The sequence below is a fragment of the Sphingomonas sp. GC_Shp_3 genome, from assembly GCF_026540945.1.
Classification (GTDB): domain Bacteria; phylum Pseudomonadota; class Alphaproteobacteria; order Sphingomonadales; family Sphingomonadaceae; genus Sphingomonas.
Genome location: NZ_JALNUT010000002.1, coordinates 598262 through 615477, shown reverse-complemented (window position 1 = coordinate 615477; position 17216 = coordinate 598262). Strand labels below are relative to the sequence as shown.

Below are 17216 nucleotides of genomic sequence, written 5' to 3'. Positions count from 1 at the left end.
AAACCCCTCAGATGACGGCCCCGCGTTTCGAGTTCACCATCAGCGCCACCGACGGCAAGGCGCGCACCGGCACCATCGCCATGCGGCGTGGCGAGGTCCGCACCCCCGCCTTCATGCCGGTCGGCACCGCCGCCACCGTGAAGGCGATGAAGCCCGCCGATGTGCGCGCGGCCGGTGCCGACATCATCCTCGGCAACACCTATCACCTGATGCTGCGCCCCGGCGCGGAGCGGGTCGCGCGGCTGGGCGGCCTGCACGGCTTCATGGGGTGGGACCGGCCGATCCTTACCGATTCGGGTGGTTATCAGGTGATGAGCCTGTCCGATCTCACCAAGCGCGATGAAAACGGCGTCACCTTCAAGAGCCACCTCGACGGCACGCGCCACACGCTCAGCCCGGAGCGGTCGATCGAGATCCAGCGGCTGCTCGGCTCGGATATCGTGATGGCGTTCGACGAGCTGGTGCCGACCACCTCGACGCCGGAGGTGCAGGCGGCGGCGATGGCGCGCTCGATGCGCTGGGCGAAACGCAGCCGTGACGCCTTCGACAGCGGCGGCGAACACGCCGAGAATGCCGCAATCTTCGGCATCCAGCAGGGTGCGCTCGACCAGACGTTGCGCGGCGACAGTGCGGCGGCGCTGATCGACATCGGTTTCGACGGCTATGCGGTCGGCGGTCTGGCGGTGGGGGAGGGGCAGGCGGCGATGTTCGGCTGCCTCGATTTCGCGCCCGATCAATTGCCGGTCGACAAGCCCCGCTACCTGATGGGCGTCGGCAAGCCCGACGATATCGTCGGCGCGGTCGAGCGCGGCATCGATATGTTCGATTGCGTGCTGCCGACGCGCTCCGGGCGGACGGGGCAGGCGTTCACGCGGGAAGGGCCAATCAACCTGCGCAACGCCAAGTTCGGCGAGGATCAGGGGCCGCTCGATCCCGCCTGCGGTTGCCCGGTGTGCGCGACGTGGAGCCGCGCCTATCTCCACCACCTCGTCCGCGCTGGCGAGATCCTCGGCGCGATGCTGATGACCGAGCATAACATCTGCTTCTATCAGGCGTTGATGGCCGATCTGCGCAGCGCGATCGCGGACGGACGGCTCAAGACCTTCGCTGATGCGTTCAGAGCGGCCTATAGCCGGCAAAGGGAGAGTGTGACATGACCGACGAATCCGAGGAACTCAACGAAATCGCCGCCGCCGCCCGCGATGCCAAGCGCGCCCGAGAAGCGGCGGCCGATGCGACCGTCTACAACCGCGACCACTGGCCGATCGTACCGATCGCGATCGGTGTCGGGTCCGCGGCGATGACGGCGGCGTTCCTGTACGTGAACCGCACCCGCAAGAAGTGATGCGGCGCCCCGATTGACAGAGCCGCGCGCCGGGCCAAGGGTGCGCGCCTGACTTTCGGAGATGTCGATGCGCCTGTTTCGTGCCGCCCTCATGCTGGGCGCCGCCCTGCTCCCGCTCGCCGCGCATGCTCAATCCGCCGGGGGCGAGAGCGCAAAACCGAACCCGCCCTCGGCGACGCTGAAGCCGCTCGACTTCACCGAACGCACGCTGCCCAATGGCCTCAAGGTCTACGCGATCCGCGATACCGGCACCTCCAACGTGTCGGTGCAGGTGTGGTACAACGTCGGCTCGAAGGACGATCCCGCCGGGCGCTCGGGCTTCGCGCATCTGTTCGAACACCTGATGTTCAAGGCGACACGCAACCTGCCGCCGGAAACATTCGACCGGCTGACCGAGGATGTCGGCGGCAACAACAACGCCTCGACCAGCGACGATTACACCGAGTATCACGAGACGGTGCCCGCCAACCACCTCCAGCGGCTGTTGTTCGCGGAAGCCGACCGGATGGCGAACCTCGTGGTCGATCCGACCAACTTCGCCTCCGAACGCGATGTGGTGAAGGAAGAGCTGCGCGGCGACTTCGCGCGGCCGTACGGCAAGCTGTTCTCCGCCTATACCGCGGCGGCGTCTTACAGCCGACACCCGTATGCGCGCTCGACGATCGGCAGCATCGCCAATCTCGACAGCGCCAGCATCGACGACGTGCGCGCCTTCCATGCGGTCTATTACCGGCCTGACAATGCCGTGCTGGTGGTGTCGGGCAATTTCGACCCGGCGCAGCTCAACGCCTGGGTGAACCAGTATTTTGCCCCCATCAAGCGCCCCGCCGGCAAAATCCCGCGCGTCACCGTCACCGAGCCGCCGCGCGCCCACGCGACGCGCTACACCGTGTACGAACCCAACACCCCGCTGCCGGCGGTGGTGATCGGCTATCCGGTGCCGGCGGACAACGACCCCGACAATCCGGCGCTGACCGTGATGAACGCAATCCTGTCGACCGGCGAAAGCTCGCGGCTCTACCAGAGCCTCGTCTATCGCGATCAGCTCGCCGCGCAGGCGCAGAGCTTCGTGGATACCAAGCAGGGGCCGGGCAATCTGTTCGTGTTCGCGATGATGGCGGGCGGCAAGCCGGTCGCGGCGGGCGAGGCGGCGCTGCGGGCGCAGATCGCCAAGCTGCGCGATGCGCCGGTTACGCCTGAGGAACTGACCGAGGCCAAGAACCAGATCCTCACCGCCGCCTTGCTTGGCCGCGAGACGGCGGAGGGCAAGGGCCGCGCGCTCGCCTCCTCGGCGATCATCGACGGCGATCCGCGCACGTCCGACCGGCAGCTCGCCGCGATCCAGAAAGTCACCGCCGCTGACGTGCAGCGGGTCGCGCGCAAATATCTGCGCGACGACGCGTCCGCGACGATCGTCTACGAATCGCCTGAGATGGCGCCCGCCGGTGCCAAGGGCGACACGATCGCCGTCGCGAATACGGTGCAGGTCACCAACCTCGTCCCGCCCGCACATATCGATACGCCCGAACTTGCCCCGCCCGCCGACCGCATCGCCCCGCCGAAGGCCGGCACGCCAGTCACCGCCGCGATTCCCAACCCGAACGAGTTCCGCCTCGCCAATGGGCTCCGCGTGGTGGTGGTCGAGCGGCATGCCCTGCCGCTGCTGAGTGCCGCACTGGTGACCACCGGCGGCGGCGCGGACGATCCCGCCACGCGCGCCGGCCTCGCCGATCTCACCGCCGACGTGATGACGAAAGGAACCACCACCCGCACCGCCACGCAGATCGCGCGCGAGATCGAGGCGCTGGGCGGCTCGATCTCCTCCGATGCGGGCTGGGACGGCTCGGACGTGGCGGTGACGATCAAGTCCGATCAGGCGGGACCGGCGCTCGCCATCCTGGCCGACGTCGCGCAGCATCCTGTGTTCGCGGCAGAGGAGGTCGAACGCGCGCGTGTGCAGGCGATCGACGGTGTCAGCGTGACGATGAAGGACCCCGGTGCGCTCTCCGGTCTGGTGTCGGCGCGCGCGGTGTTCGGGAATGCGCCCTATGGCCATCCGCTGTCCGGCACGCCCGGCTCGCTCAAGGCGATCACGCAGGGTGACATTCGGCAGGCCTATGCCAAGGCATGGCACCCCGACACGGCGACGCTGATCATGGTCGGCGACATCACGCCCGCACAGGCCAAGTCGCTCGCCGAGAGCAACTTCGCGGCATGGACGGCACCGGCGGCGGCGATCGCGCCCGCGCCGGTCGTGGGCGCATACCCCGCGCCGCGCGTCATCGTGGTCGACATGCCGGATGCGGGGCAGGCGGGCGTGGTGGTCGCACGGCCCGGCATCGCGCGCAGCGACCCGGAATATTATCCGGCAAGCGTCGCCAACGCGGTCTTGGGCGGCGGCTATTCGTCGCGATTGAACAGCGAGATCCGTATCAAGCGCGGCCTCGCCTACGGCGCGAGCAGCAGCCTCAACGCGCATCGCGGCCCCGGCACGCTGTCCGCCCGCACGCAGACTAAGAACCCGACCGCGCCCGAGACGGTGGCGATCATGATCGAGCAGATGAAGCGACTCGGTGCCGAGCCGGTGCCTGCCGCCGAACTGGAGACGCGCAAGGCGGTGCTGATCGGCGGGTTCGGCCGCGCCAGCGAAACCACCGGCGGTATCGCGTCGGTGCTCGGCCAATATGTGCTGGAGGGCGTGCCGCTCGATGAATTGAAGCGCTTTGTGCCGGCGGTGACGGCGGTCGATCCGGCGGCGGTGCAGAAGGCGGCGCAAGACGTGATCGACCCGGCGCGGGCGAGCGTCGTGGTGGTCGGCGATGCCAAGCTGTTCCTGCCGGCGCTGAAGAAGGCATACCCGCAGGTCGAGGTGATCCCCGCCAGCACGCTCGATCTCAGCAAGGCGGCGCTGAAATAGACGTTACGTCGTAATGGATGGGGCGGGAGCGATCCCGTCCCACCCTTACACGCACCATCCGGTGTTTCGCCACGGGACAGGCGCGAAATCGCAGCAGTCCGGTAACGCCTGATCGGCTAAGCGCCGCGGTGTGAAAGTTCGGCCCTTCCTCGATTCGCGGCGCGTGACGTGGGCGCATCTCGTCGGGGTGGTGCTGCTCGTGTGCCTGGCGGTGTCCGCGCATGCCGCCTACCGCGCGATCGCGGCGCAGGCCGCGCGGGCCGCACCGGCCACCGCCCGGCCGGCGGGATATGAGGCGGAGGATCACTTTCCCGGCGCCGCGCTGATTTACGCCGCCGACCCGGTGGCCGACACCGCCACCGCACTCGCCGCACCGGGGAAGGGCACCACCGGCACGATCGCTTTGCCCGACCTGCCGCTCCCGCCCGAGGCGGCCACCACCCCCGCGACCGACGGCACCATTCACCCCGCCGCGCCGTTCGACATGCGCCGTGCCACCGCACTCGATCGTGGCCGCGCGCTCGATTGCCTGACCACCGCGATCTATTACGAAGCCGCGACCGAGCCCGATGCCGGGCAGCAGGCGGTCGCGCAGGTGATCCTCAACCGCGTACGCCACCCCGCTTTCCCGGCGACGGTGTGCGGCGTGGTCTACCAGGGGTCCGAACATGCCGGCTGCCAGTTCAGCTTCGCCTGCGACGGCGCGATGCTGCGCGGGCAACCCTCGCGCAGCTACTGGTTGCGGGCGATGCGCGTGGCGGCGGCGGCGCTCGGCGGGTACGTCTGCGCGCCGGTCGGCCTCGCGACGCATTACCATACTTTCGCGGTGACGCCGGCGTGGAACCGCAGCATGGTGATGACGGCGGCGATCGGCGCGCATTTCTTCCACCGCTGGCAGGGCTGGTGGGGTACGCCCGCCGCGTTCCGGCAGATCTACGCGGGTGGCGAACCGGTGCCGGGGCCGCATCCGCGCACCGATCCGCTTCCGCTGCCAGGTGTCGCGGCGGCGATCACGCTTGCCACCGCGAGCGTGCCGTTACCGCTGGCGCCTACGCCGGTGCCGCGCACGCCCGCCGCCGTGATCCAGCCGGCCTATGCGCAGAGCGGAACCCCCGTCGCGCCGGTGCCGAAGGAGGCGCAGCCGGGCGATTCGCAGATCCTCGACAAGTGGAAGGATTCGGGCAAGCCGCTGCAATAGCGGTTGCGCGTGTCGTCCGACCGGACCGTCAGCCCAGCAATCCGAGCAGCCGCACGCCCGCATCGAAGTCCTGCCGCCGCACCGCCGCCGCCGCCTCGGCGAGCGGGTCGCGGCCCCAGCGATCCGCCTGAAAATCCTCGTCGACCAGCGCCGCGCTCCACACCGCCTCGGCGCTCGCCGCACCTTCGGCCAGCGCCAGCGCCGCCACCAGCGACCCGCCGATCGTCACGACCGGCGACAACGCGGCCAGCTCGAATGGCCCCCGCGCCGCCACTGCCTCGCCCAGCCGTGCCAGCGTGGCGAGCGGTTGCGCGCGGTGCATGATGCCGGTGACGATCTCGAAATGCACATCGTAGCGGTGCCGCGCCCAATCGAGCAGCGGGTCCCAAGCCGCCCGTTGCCGGTCGGCCAGCTCCTCCGGCGCGTCGGCGCGGTAACACAGCAGGTCGCTCTCCGCGTAAGCGGCAAGGCCGGCGGCGAAGGTGGCGGGGTCGGGCGCGATCCGGTCGATCGCGGCGTTGGACAGGCCGGTCAGCGGCATGCCGCGCGGGTCGACCGTCTCGCCGGACGCGCGCCATTCGTCCGCCACCGCGTCGGCGAGCGCACGCGTCGGTAGCAGCAACGGCGCGCGGCCGGGCGTGCGCAGCGGCTTGCCGTCGAGCCGCACGCCAAGCTCGGCATCGACCGATACGTCCTTCCAGAAGCGTTTCATCGCAGGTCGCCTTCCTCGGGCGGCGTGCGCCAGCGCCGCGCGAGCGCACGCGGTACCACCGCCATCATCAGCAGCGCCGACAGCACCAGCGCGGTGCCGATCACCTTCGGCGCTAGCGTCGTCGCGCGCGCGATCAGGATCAGGCCGAGCACCGCGCCTGCCGCGCCGGCGATGCGGGTGCCGACCATCGCGAAATACCGTGCCGCGACGCTCACGCCGTCATCATCCCGACCAGGTCCGGCACACGCAGCGCCACCGCATGTGCGCCGGCCGCGTGGAGATCGTCGGGTGTGTGATAGCCCCAGCCGACGCCCAGCGCGCGCGTGCCGGCGTTCCGCGCCATCAGCATGTCGTAGCTGGTGTCGCCGATCATCACCGTGGTCTCGGGCGCCGCGCCCGCCTCGGCCATCGCCTGCTCGATCATCGAGGGGTGTGGCTTGGAGGGATGGCGGTCGGCTGTCTGAAGCGTGAGGAAGCGTGGTGTGAGACCATGCGCGGCAAGGACATGGGCAAGGCCGCGATCGGATTTGCCGGTCGCGACGCCGAACAGCCAGCCATCCGCCTCAAGCTGGTCCAGCACGCCGACGATCCCCTCGAACAACGGCTCCTCGGCAAGCGTGCCGTCGCCACGCATCTTTTGGAAGGTGCGCTTGTAATCGGCGGCGAGCGTGTCGTGGTGCGCCGCCTCGGCCTGCGGCACCAGCGCCGCCATCGCCTCGACGAGGCTGAGGCCGACGATGCGCCGGATCGCGTCGCGGCTCGGAATGTCGAGCCGGTGCGTCGCGAACGTGTCCTCCACCGCGCGGCAGATATTGGCCTGGCTGTCGACCAAAGTCCCGTCGCAATCGAACAAGGCGAGCCGGTTCATGCGGGAAAATATCGCATCAGGGCCGCGCCGGAAACTGCATCAGCGTGGTCATCGTCAGGACCGGCTCGTCATGCTGGTTGGTGACGGAGGTGCGCATGGTAACCGTGCCCACCGGCTTGCTTGCCGAGCGGCGCACGGCGGCGATCTCCCGCCGCGCGAGCAGCGTATCGCCCGGCCGCACCGGGCGCAGCCAGCGCAATTCGTCGATGCCGATACCGAGCAGCGGCGTGTCCCCGAACGGATTGTTGGTTATGAAATCGCGCATCACCAGCGACGCGACGTGCCAGCCGCTGGCGATGATCCCGCCGAAGCGACCGGCGGCCGCAGCCGCCGGGTCGATGTGCATCGGCTGTGCGTCGTAGCTTTGCGCAAAGGCGATCACCTCCGCCTCGTCGATCCGGAACGGCGTGCCGGTCCAGCTGTCGCCGGGCGTCAGATCGTCAAGGTACAGGCCGCTCACTTCTCCGGGGCACCCCGGCGGCGGCGCTCGCCCTTGCGCTCCTTGCGGAAGGTCTTGGCGTGCTGCTTGGCCTGCTGCTTCTTCACCGCCTTGGAAGGTGGCGGCGGCGTGTCGAGCGGCATGTTGTCGCCAAGCATCTCCTCGAAGCCGAAATGCTTGAGGCTCTCGGCGAAGTGGCGTGGCAGTTCCGCCTTTACGTCGATCGCGCCGCCATCGGGATGGTCGATGCGGAGGTTACGCGAGTGGAGGTGCATCTTGCGGCTGACGCCACCGGTGAGGAACGCCGCCTGACCACCGTACTTGCCATCGCCGACGATCGGGTGGCCAATTGCCGCCATGTGGACGCGAAGCTGGTGGGTGCGGCCGGTATAGGGGATCAGTTCGACCCAGGCGCAGGTGGTGCCGGCCAGTTCGATCACGCGGTAACGCGAACGCGCCGGGCTGCCTTCCGCCTCGTCGACGTGCATCTTCTCGCCGCCGGTGCCGGGCTGCTTGCCGATCGGCAGGTCGATCGTGCCGTCCTCGATCGAGGGCACGCCGACCACCAGCGCCCAGTACGTCTTCTTGGCGGTGCGTGAGGAGAATGCCTTGGCGAAGAACGCCGCCGCGCGGCTGGTGCGCGCGATCAGCAGCGCGCCGCTGGTATCCTTGTCGAGCCGGTGGACCAGCTTCGGCCGCCCCTCGTAATCGTCCTGCAACGCGTCGAGCAGGCCGTCGACATGCTCGGTGGTCTTGGTCCCCCCTTGCGTGGCGAGGCCGGGCGGCTTGTTGAGGACGATCGCCTGCGCATCGCGGTGAATGACGAGTTCGCGCGCGAAGGCGATCTCGTCGTCGCTCAGCACCGGCCGTTCGCGCACCTTGGGCGCATCGGGCTTGGCCGCCTCGGCGGGCGGCACGCGGATCGCCTGACCGGCCTTGATGTGGTCGCCCGGCTTGGCACGCGCGCCGTCCAGGCGGAGCTGCCCGGTGCGCGCCCATTTGGCGACGGTGGTGAAGCTGGTGTCGGGGAGGTGGCGCTTGAACCAGCGGTCGAGCCGGATGCCATCGTCATCCGCGCCAATGCGGAAGGTGCGGACGTCGTTCTCGTACTTCGGGTTCGCAAGTTTCGGCGTATCGCTCATGCCACGGCCCTTACCAGATAAAGCCCCGCGAACAGCGCGCAGACCGAGCCGATCACCGACACCAAAGCATAGCCGAACGCGAGCGCCAGATCGCCGCGCTCGATCATCGTCACGGTATCGAGCGAGAAGCTCGAAAAGGTGGTGAACCCGCCCAGCACGCCGATCGCGACGAACAGCCGCAGATGATCGGTCGCGCCGCTCACCCGCGCGAGCATGGCGACGACCAGCCCCATCGCGAAGCCGCCGATCAGATTGACAGCGAGCGTGCCATACGGAAACCCCGCGCCGAACAGCGCGGTCATGCCGCGGCCGGTCAGCCACCGCCCGGCGCTACCGATTGCGCCGCCCGCCATTACCAGAAACACTTGTGTCATGGGCGTGCCGTTAGCGCGGATCGGCGGCAAAGAGAACCGTGGCGACAACAGCAGGCGTTATTTCAGATAGTGGTCGAACCACGCGACCGTGCGCTTGCGCAGATCGGTGACATGCGCGGGCAGGCGCACGCCGTGGCCTTCGTCCGGGTAGATGACGAGGCTGGTCGGCACATTGAGGTCCTTCAGCGCGTGCCAATATTCGGTGGATTGCGTCGGCGGCACCTCGATATCGCGCTCGCCCGCCCAGATGAACGTCGGCGTATGCGCGTTCTTTATGAAGTAGATCGCCGAGGCATCCTCATACGCCTTGTAATCCTGGTACAGCGTCTTGCCGAAGAACGGCAGCATCCACTGGTCGATGCCGTTGGTGCCGTAATAGCTCACCCAGTTCGACAGGCCGGCACCCGCGACGATCGCCTTGAAGCGGTTGGTCTGGGTGTTCGCCCACATCGACATGAAGCCGCCGTACGATCCGCCGGTCAGGCCGAGCCGCGCGTCGTCGACAGGCGCGACCTTCTCCACCGCGTCGATGCCGGTGAGGATGTCGCGCAAGTCGCCGCCGCCGAAGTCACGCTTGTTGGCGGCGGTAAACGCTTCGCCCTGGCCATAGCTGCCGCGCGGGTTGGGCAGGAACACGTAATAGCCGGCCGACAGCAGGTTGCCGGGGCCGCCGTCCGCTGTCTGGTAATAGGGCACGTTGGCGGCGGCCGGGCCGCCGTGGACGATCGTCACCATCGGCGCCTTTTTCTGCGGGTCGGCGCCGGCGGGGGCGAGCAGCCAGCCCTGTACGGTGAAGCCGTCGTTCTTCCACGTCACGCTGCGCACGGTGGCGATGGCGGGGGCGGCATCGTTATCGTGGGTGATCTGAACGGGTGCTGCGGCGGGGCCGGTGTAGATCGCGGGCGCGTGGGTGAAATCCTGTACGACCATAGCCACGGTGCGACCGTCCGCGCTGTAGGCGACCTTGGCGTCACCCGCGCTGAAGCTGGCCGGGCGTTTCCAGCCGATCGCGTCGGCGCGACTGCCGCCCACCGTCAGCAAGCCGAGGTCCGCGCCACGAAGCGCGGTGCCGCGCAGGCCCGCGGGGGTCGAAACCAGCGAGGTGACGGTGTAGTCGGTGCCGGCGGTTAGGTCGCGCGGGGTGCCGCCGGAGACGGGTACGCTCCAGACGTCACCACCGACCGAGCCAAAGTCGCTCATCAAGCCGCCAATGTATGAAACGGTGCGCCCGTCCGGCGAAACGCGCGGGTAATTGATCTGCGTGGTGGGATTGGCGATGTTGGTGACCGCGCCGGTCGAGGCGTCGACCCGGTCGAGCGTCGCCACCCACCAGTTGTTGTCGCCGTTGCCGATCGCACTGGTCACGACGAAGCCGCTGCCGTCCGGCATCCAGTCATATTCGTAGATGTACCGGTTTGCCGGCGACAGCGGCGTCACCGCCGTCGCCGCGACGGCCGGGCCGGCCACCTCGAACAGGGCGATACGCTGCTCATCGCTCTTTTCGCCGATCTCGCCGACCTGCCGCACGCCCGCCTGCGCCGCGCCGGTTTCCTTCTGCGCGCCGGGCGTGACGAGCAGCGCGATCCGCCTGCCATCGGGCGAGAAGCGCGGATGTCCGGCGATGCCGGCGATCGTCGCAACGGTGTGCGGCGTCGCGCCGCCCTCCACCGCCAGCGTCACGGTGCCAGCCTTCTTGTCGCGCGCCAGCCATGCCAGCGTGCCATTGGGTGCGAAGGCGAGGTCGGTATAGCTGCACGCCGGGCACGGATCGATCGTCCGCACCACCTTGCCGTCCTTTGTCGAACGGACCGTGATGACGCCGTGTGCATCGCCGACCGACTCGATCGACGCCACCCGGTCGCCGCGCGGTGCGAGCGCAAGGTCGGCATATTGATGGATCGGCGCAGCGGCGAACGCGGGGGTGGCGACGGAAGCCAGCAGGGCAGCGGCGAGAACAAGGCGCATGCGGAACTCCGGAAAGAACAAGGTTGAGCCAGCGGTGCAGGTGGCCGTAAGGCGGGGCGTTGGCAGCGATCGACCGTTTCGCGCCGACAATCAAGCGGGTAGCGCGCTAATAGTCCTTCGACACGCGTACGTTGCCGCTCTGCCGGCCAAGCGTCGAAATCGTGGAGAGCACCGACAGCCAGCGCGTCACCTGAAACTCGACCTGCGTGGCGCTATAGCCCTGGCCATCGGTGATGATCTCCGCGAACAGCCGCCGCGTCACGTACTTGCCCGCCGCGACCGAGGTGCCGGCACCCGTCTGCGGATCGGCGGGCAGGATACGCAACCGGTCCAGCCCCGCCACGCGGCGCACCGCGTTGATCGGGTCCAAACCGCCCTTGCCGTTCTGGAGCGCTGCCACGGCGGAGGCGAGTTGCAAGGCCTCGGGCGCGGAAAGGTTGGTAATCGACGTGCCAAACAGCAGGCGGGAGAGCAGTTCGTCCTCTGGCAGTGCCGGGTTGCTGGTGAACGAAATCTCCGGCTTCAGCGCCGGCCCGGTGACGCGGATCGTCGCCGACAGGCCGGTCGAATCGGCGTTGGCGGCGATGTCGAGCGCAGGATTGGCGGGCACTTCGCCCTGGAACAGGATCTTGCCGCGATCGAGCTGAAACTCGCGGCCGGCAAACTGGTAATCGCCGCGCACCAGATCGGCGCGACCAGTGATGGCGGGATTGTCGGGCGCACCGCCGATGTCGAGGTCGGCCGACCATTCGCTGCGCAGGCCGAGACCCGTCACCAGCAGGTTGTCGGCGGCATGGGCGTGCACCGCGAGCTTCCACGGCTTGGGCGGAGCGTCGTCCTCCTCGCCGCCGCCGGGCAGGTTGATCTCACGGATGTTGAGTTGCGGCACCGCGCTGGCGGCGGTCGCCTGTCCCAATCGGTAGCGGCTCTTGGTCAGCGTGACCTTGCCGGCGATGGTGCCGCCTGAGCCGTCCGACTTGAAGCTCAACGGGCCGGTGACAGTGGCGGCGATGTCGTCGCGGTTGATGAGCAGCGCGTTCTGCGCCTGCACCGCCAGATCGATGCCGAAGCCGTGGGCGGCGGCAAGATCGAAACTGCCGGTGCCGGTCACGTGCCCGCCCTTGCCGGCATCGGCGGTGAGTTTGTCGAGCACGAGGCGTGACCCGCCGAACCGCCCGCTCGCGACGACGTTGGTGAGCACGGTGCCGGTGGTCGCGCTCTCGATCTTGGCGCCGTTCGCCTGCACCACGCCGCGAATGCGCGGGCTGTCGAGCGTGCCGCCCACGTCCGCGCCGATCGCCACCGGTCCGCTGAGGTCGAACAGTTCGATTCCGGTCAGCCGCCACAAAGTATCGGCGGGGCCATCGTAGCGAAGTTGCGCGAACAGCGGCGCCCGCGCGATGCGGGCGGCGAGATCCGCGCCGGGGGCGAGCGTCAACTGCATCTGCGCGCGGCCGACCGTCTTGCCGCCGCTCGCCGCCACCGCGCGTGCCGCTGCCTTGCCGGGTTCGAGGATCCCGGCAATGCCGACATCGACCGGACGCGACGACAGGACGAGACCGGAGCGGGTGAGGCCGCGCACCGTCATGTTGATCTTACCCGTAGGCGCGGCACCGTTCGACTGCACGAACGACAGCTTGCCCGACGCCTCGCCGCCAAGGCCCAATCCCGGATAGCCGATGTCGAGCACCGACAGCGGCATCTTGGCGAGGGTGGCATCGACCGCGCTGCCGGTGCCGGTGAAAGTGCCGGACACATCCGCCGCGCCGCCGGCGAACGCGAGCTTCGTCGGCGCGAGCCGCCAGCCATCCTCCACGTGGGTGAACACGGCCGGGGTTACGAGTTGCAGCGGCTTGCGATCGACCGTGCCCTGCGCGGAGACGCTGTACCGATCGGGCGAGACCGCGATCACGCTCTGGATGCTGAACGCACGTCCGCGCGATCCGGCGATGGAGGCGCGGATCTCGCCGGTGCCGCCGCGCAACGCCGCGTGGATCGCGGTACGGCCGATCGTCAGCGCGCCGCGCCGGATGCCCGAAGCCGTCGCGGTCGCGTCGATCGAGGTGCCTGCGGGATCGAGCAGCGCGACGAGATCGAGGTGGCCGCGTCGCACGCTCACCGCCTGCGCCAGCCGGGCGGCGGTGGCGTCGAGATGCGCCTCGATACGCTGGTGCGTATCCTGCGGGCGGAACAGCAGGTCGCCGCCGATGCCGCCGCCGGTCACGCTCAGCTTGCCGTCGAACCCGCCATCGACGATCGCGAGATCGCCGTGCGCATGCGTGTTGCTGACGTTGAGCTGCGCGATCGAGATGACCGCCTGACCGCCTTGCGGCAGCAGGATCATGCCCGCGCCGTCGAACGGCCCGAGCCTCGATCCGCCATGCGCGGAAAACGCGAAGCCCGCCGGCACCGGATCGAGATGTGCGACGACGTTTGACAGCCCCATCGCGTCGTTAGGGCGTTGGAAGACGAGATCGAGCGTCGGCTTGTCGATCTTGCCGTCGAGCTTGAGCGTGAGCGGGCCGTAGCTGTCCTGTCTGCCGACGCCCTCGAAATGGAAGGTGCCGTCGCGCCGCCGGATGCCGGCGCCGGTAATGCGGATCTGCGGTCCGGTCAGCACCAGATTGGTGAAGTGCAGCACGCCGTCGGTGGTGCGTTCGAGGTTGGTGACGATGGTCGGCAAGCCCCCGGCCAACGAGCGGAAGAAGCCGTTATCGAGCCGCAGCACCCGTGCGGACCCCTTGCCGATCACGCGGGTGCCGTGGCCGTCCGGGCCGGGCACGACGTGCAGCATGGAATTGACCTCGACCAGGCCAAGGCCGGGAATGAGATAGCGCGACAGACCGCCGTTGAGGCCGATTTCGAAGTGGCCGTTGGTGAGATCCACCACCAGCGACGCGCGGCCGTTGAGCTTGTCGGAGACCAGCCGCAGATCGTCGCCGGTGACGAGCTTGGAAGTGACGCGCAGGATGCCTTCGATCGACAGGTTGCGCAGGATGCCGCCCGCCACGTCGCCAACCCCGGTGACGCGCGCCGCCGCGAGCCGGATCGGTACGATCACCGGTGCTTTCGAGAAGTGGCCCTTTCCGGCGGCGCGAACCTCTTCGAACCCGGTGTCGCCGAACACCATGCGCTCCGCCGTCAGGCGGTACTCGAACGCGGCGGTCGCGAACGCACCGTCGAGGATCATGCGCAATTCGATCGCACGGCCGGACATGTTGGCGAACAAGGCGGCGGGCTGCAGCAGCCGCGCCCGCACCCGCACGTCGCGGAACGCACTGGCCGCCAGGTCGAGCGCGCCCTCGCCGTGGATCGCAAGCGCGGCCGAGTGCAGGTCAAGCGCGCCGGTCAGCCGCCGGTCGGCGAGCGTGGCGGCGCCGTTGACGGCGATGCGTGGCGCTGTCAGCCGTTGCACCTTGCCGTGTGCTAGCGGCGCGACGGTAAGCGTGCCAGCCAGCGTATAGGCGCCGCTGCGATTGCCGAGCGTCAGGTCGGCCAGCCGCGTCGTACCGACATCGGCAACCGCGCGCCCGCGCCACGCGCTCCAGCGACCGGCCCCATGCACGTCCGCCGCGATCGGTTGCGCGAAACCGATAGCCTTGGCGAGCAATCCCTTGGCGGTGCCGCGCGCGTGGAGGTCCATGCCGAATCGGTCGCGGTCGGGTTGTGCGTCGAGTTTAAGTCGCAGCGTGTCGCTGCCCGCCACCACGGCATCGAGATCGACCAGCGCGCGGCCGCCGCGAATGTCCGCATGGCCGAGCAGACGGCCGCGCCGCGGCGTGCCGGTGATGGCGGGCGCGACGCTCAACCGATCGACGCGCAGCGTGCCGATGTGAATGTCGAAGCCCGGCAGGATCGGGCCGGTGCGTCCGGTCGGGGTCGGCTGCGGCAGCTTGAACAGGCGCGCCTGCGGGATGATGAGACTGGTGATGTCGAGCCGGTTGTGCAGCCAGGCGAGCGGCGTCCAGTTCAGCTCGGCGCGCGGCACGTAGAGTACCAGCCCTTTCGGGTCGCGCAGCCGGATATCGACCAACCGTGCGCGCCCGAACAGCGAGCCGTCGATCCGCCCGATGCTGTAGCGCAGCCCGTTGGCGGGGCGCAGCGCACCGATCCGGTTGACGACGAAGCGGTGGCCGATATCGGAATCGAGCGTGACCACGCCCAGCGTCAGCACCGCGAGCAGCAGCGCCAGCGCGGTCACGATCCGCCGCCGCCAGCTTTGCCGTGGGCGAGGGGCGGGGGGCTCGTCCGCCTCGCTCGGAACGCGATCTTCGCTCAAAACGCCTGTCCCAGCGAGACATACACCGCGATGCGTGGATCACCCTTCGCCGGGTTGACCGGCGTGCCGACGTCGATCCGGATCGGGCCGAAGTTGGAATAATAGCGCACGCCCAGGCCAGCGCCATAGCGGAAGCCGGTCAGCTTCGGCAGCGGCGTGGTGTAGATGTTGCCGCCATCGAAGAACGGCACCACGCCGAACGCGCCGAACGTCTTGACCCGTGCCTCAAGCGAAAACTCGCTGAGCGAGCGTCCGCCGATCGGATCGTTGTTGGGGTCGCGCGGGCCGATATCCTGATAGCCATAGCCGCGCACCGACGCGCCGCCGCCCGAATAGAAGCGCCGCGACGGCGCAATCGCATCGCGCGGCGCGCCCGCGATCGTGCCGAGCCGGATTCGCCCCGCCACCACCACGCCCTTGGTTGCCTGCTTGTACGCGCTCGCATCGAATTGCAGCCGCGCATAGCCGAACACGTGGTTCTCCAGCGACACCTCCGGCGACAACCGCCCGGCCAGCCGGAACCCGCGTGACGGATTGAGCAGATCGTCCGACCCGTCGTAACTGAGCGTCGTCGGCAATGCGCCGATGAAATAGGTGCGCCGGCGTGGTGCGCCGGTCGAGAGGATCACGTCGCGTTCGTCCGACGCGGTGAGTTCGGAGCCGATCGACCATGTCCATTTCTTCTGGAAGAAGATGTTGGTCTGCCGCTCCAGCGTGCCGGTCAGCGATAGCGCCTTTGCCTCATAGGCGGTGCGCTTGAGGTTGGAGGCGGTCGCCTGGAACGTCAGCACCCGGTCGCGGCCGTGGAAGTTGTTGCGGCGATAGGTCGCGCCCGCCAACTGCTCCTGCGTGCCGAGTACGCCGCGCAGGATCAGCGCGCCTTCCGGCGGGAACAGGTTGCGGTGCGTCCAGCTCACTTCCGCGCGCGCGCCTTCGCCGGTGCCGTAGCCGAGTTCGCCCGCAACCGTGCGCGGCGGCGCCGGCTCGGTCGCGACAGAGATGTCGACGAGCGCGGGATCGACGTCGTCGACCGGCTTGATCGTCACGCTCGACACCAGCGAGGTCTGGATCAGCGCGCGGCGCAGATCGGCGAGCGCGGTATCGTCGAAGGGTTTGCCGGGCTCGAACCGGGCGATCTCGGCAATATGTGCGGCGTCGAACACCTGTTTGCCTGGCGGCACCACAACCTTGCCGAACAGGCGCGACGTTCCGGGCGCGACCACCATCGCCAGCGTCGCGGTGTGGGCGGCATGATCCACCACGATCGCCGGATCGCCGACCACCGCGAACGGGAAGCCGCGTTTGCCGATGGTGGTCCGCAGCGCCGTTTCGCCCGCAGCGATCTTGTCGGCGTTGACCGGATCGCCCGCCTTGATGCCAAAGGCGGTTCGTAACGCTTCCGCCTTGTCGCCGGTCGCGTCCAGTCCGGTCAGGCTGACGCCCCCGAACGTGTAGAGCGCGCCGGGGTCGGCGTCGAGGATGACGAGCGGGCGGCTGCTTCCCGCTTCGACGCGGGTGGTGACGGCGGCGTCGTAATAGCCTTCGGCGCGCAGCAGACCCGTGAGCAACGCGGCATCCTCGCGCGCGCGCCGATCGAGTTGCGCGGCGTTGGCAGGCTGGCCGTCATGAGTGTTGAGCGTGGACAGCTGGTCGAAGCGTTGGTGGAGCAACGTCGAGGCGATGCCGTCGATGCCATCGATGCGGTACGTGTAGCGCGTATCGCCGGTCACCGCCTGTGGCTTGGCATTGCTGTCGCCGCTGCCCGCGCCGAGATCGGGCCAGTCGACGCCAAGCCCCGGCAAGGGCGCAAGCGGCGAATGCGGATCGAGCGTTGGATCAGTTGGCGGTGCCGGATTGGGCGGGGTTTGCTGCGCACGGGCGAGCGGGCAGGCAAGCACCAGCAAAAAGGCGGTAGCGCTACACGCCGCGCCCCGCTGCCCGAGCGACAACGTCATGTCGGTTGTCCTAGCCCGGCAA

The 17216-nt window shown here is 68.9% G+C and carries 13 protein-coding genes; 4 read left to right on the top strand and 9 right to left on the bottom strand.

Annotation, left to right across the window (positions count from 1 at the left end):
* The first annotated feature begins 11 nt into the window (after positions 1 to 11).
* The 4 genes from tgt to OXR00_RS08610 all read left to right on the top strand — a co-directional run bounded on the left by tgt (position 12) and on the right by OXR00_RS08610 (position 5460).
* Complete coding sequence (gene tgt / locus OXR00_RS08625; RefSeq protein ID WP_267387824.1) at positions 12 to 1157, top strand: tRNA guanosine(34) transglycosylase Tgt; 1146 nt, start codon at positions 12 to 14, stop codon at positions 1155 to 1157.
* Complete coding sequence (locus OXR00_RS08620; RefSeq protein WP_242147822.1) at positions 1154 to 1345, top strand: hypothetical protein; 192 nt, start codon at positions 1154 to 1156, stop codon at positions 1343 to 1345. The genes tgt and OXR00_RS08620 overlap by 4 nt, the downstream gene beginning before the upstream one ends.
* Before the next feature lie 67 nt (positions 1346 to 1412).
* Positions 1413 to 4262, top strand: coding sequence for a pitrilysin family protein (locus tag OXR00_RS08615; RefSeq protein ID WP_267387823.1), 2850 nt, complete (start codon positions 1413 to 1415; stop codon positions 4260 to 4262).
* 130 nt (positions 4263 to 4392) lie between these two features.
* Positions 4393 to 5460, top strand: a complete 1068-nt coding sequence (locus OXR00_RS08610) for a cell wall hydrolase (RefSeq protein WP_267387821.1) — start codon at positions 4393 to 4395, stop codon at positions 5458 to 5460.
* A 28-nt stretch (positions 5461 to 5488) separates the two neighbouring features.
* On the opposite strand, the gene OXR00_RS08605 is transcribed toward OXR00_RS08610, so the two are convergent.
* The 9 genes from OXR00_RS08605 to OXR00_RS08565 all read right to left on the bottom strand — a co-directional run bounded on the left by OXR00_RS08605 (position 5489) and on the right by OXR00_RS08565 (position 17194).
* Positions 5489 to 6172, bottom strand: coding sequence for an ATP12 family protein (locus tag OXR00_RS08605; RefSeq protein WP_267387819.1), 684 nt, complete (start codon positions 6170 to 6172; stop codon positions 5489 to 5491).
* Positions 6169 to 6360, bottom strand: a complete 192-nt coding sequence (locus OXR00_RS08600; protein WP_267387925.1) for a hypothetical protein — start codon at positions 6358 to 6360, stop codon at positions 6169 to 6171. The genes OXR00_RS08605 and OXR00_RS08600 overlap by 4 nt, the downstream gene beginning before the upstream one ends.
* Positions 6361 to 6383: 23 nt before the next feature.
* On the bottom strand, positions 6384 to 7040 hold the full coding sequence (locus OXR00_RS08595) for an HAD-IA family hydrolase (RefSeq protein ID WP_267387818.1): 657 nt from the start codon (positions 7038 to 7040) through the stop codon (positions 6384 to 6386).
* Positions 7041 to 7056: 16 nt separating this feature from the next.
* Entirely contained in the window at positions 7057 to 7500 is a 444-nt protein-coding gene (locus OXR00_RS08590) for a MaoC/PaaZ C-terminal domain-containing protein (RefSeq protein ID WP_267387817.1), read from the bottom strand.
* The gene (locus tag OXR00_RS08585) at positions 7497 to 8621 is read right to left on the bottom strand and encodes an RluA family pseudouridine synthase (RefSeq protein ID WP_267387816.1); all 1125 of its coding nucleotides are present in this window, start codon (positions 8619 to 8621) and stop codon (positions 7497 to 7499) included. The genes OXR00_RS08590 and OXR00_RS08585 overlap by 4 nt, the downstream gene beginning before the upstream one ends.
* Positions 8618 to 8995, bottom strand: coding sequence for a fluoride efflux transporter CrcB (crcB, locus tag OXR00_RS08580; protein ID WP_267387815.1), 378 nt, complete (start codon positions 8993 to 8995; stop codon positions 8618 to 8620). Before crcB ends, OXR00_RS08585 begins: the two co-directional genes overlap by 4 nt.
* Before the next feature lie 57 nt (positions 8996 to 9052).
* Positions 9053 to 10960 carry a S9 family peptidase gene (locus OXR00_RS08575; RefSeq protein ID WP_267387814.1) on the bottom strand — a complete coding sequence of 636 codons (1908 nt, stop codon included), beginning with the start codon at positions 10958 to 10960 and terminating at the stop codon, positions 9053 to 9055.
* A gap of 106 nt (positions 10961 to 11066) precedes the next feature.
* Positions 11067 to 15239, bottom strand: a complete 4173-nt coding sequence (locus tag OXR00_RS08570; RefSeq protein WP_267387813.1) for a translocation/assembly module TamB — start codon at positions 15237 to 15239, stop codon at positions 11067 to 11069.
* Complete coding sequence (locus OXR00_RS08565) at positions 15236 to 17194, bottom strand: BamA/TamA family outer membrane protein (RefSeq protein ID WP_267387811.1); 1959 nt, start codon at positions 17192 to 17194, stop codon at positions 15236 to 15238. The genes OXR00_RS08570 and OXR00_RS08565 overlap by 4 nt, the downstream gene beginning before the upstream one ends.
* Positions 17195 to 17216 lie beyond the last annotated feature (22 nt).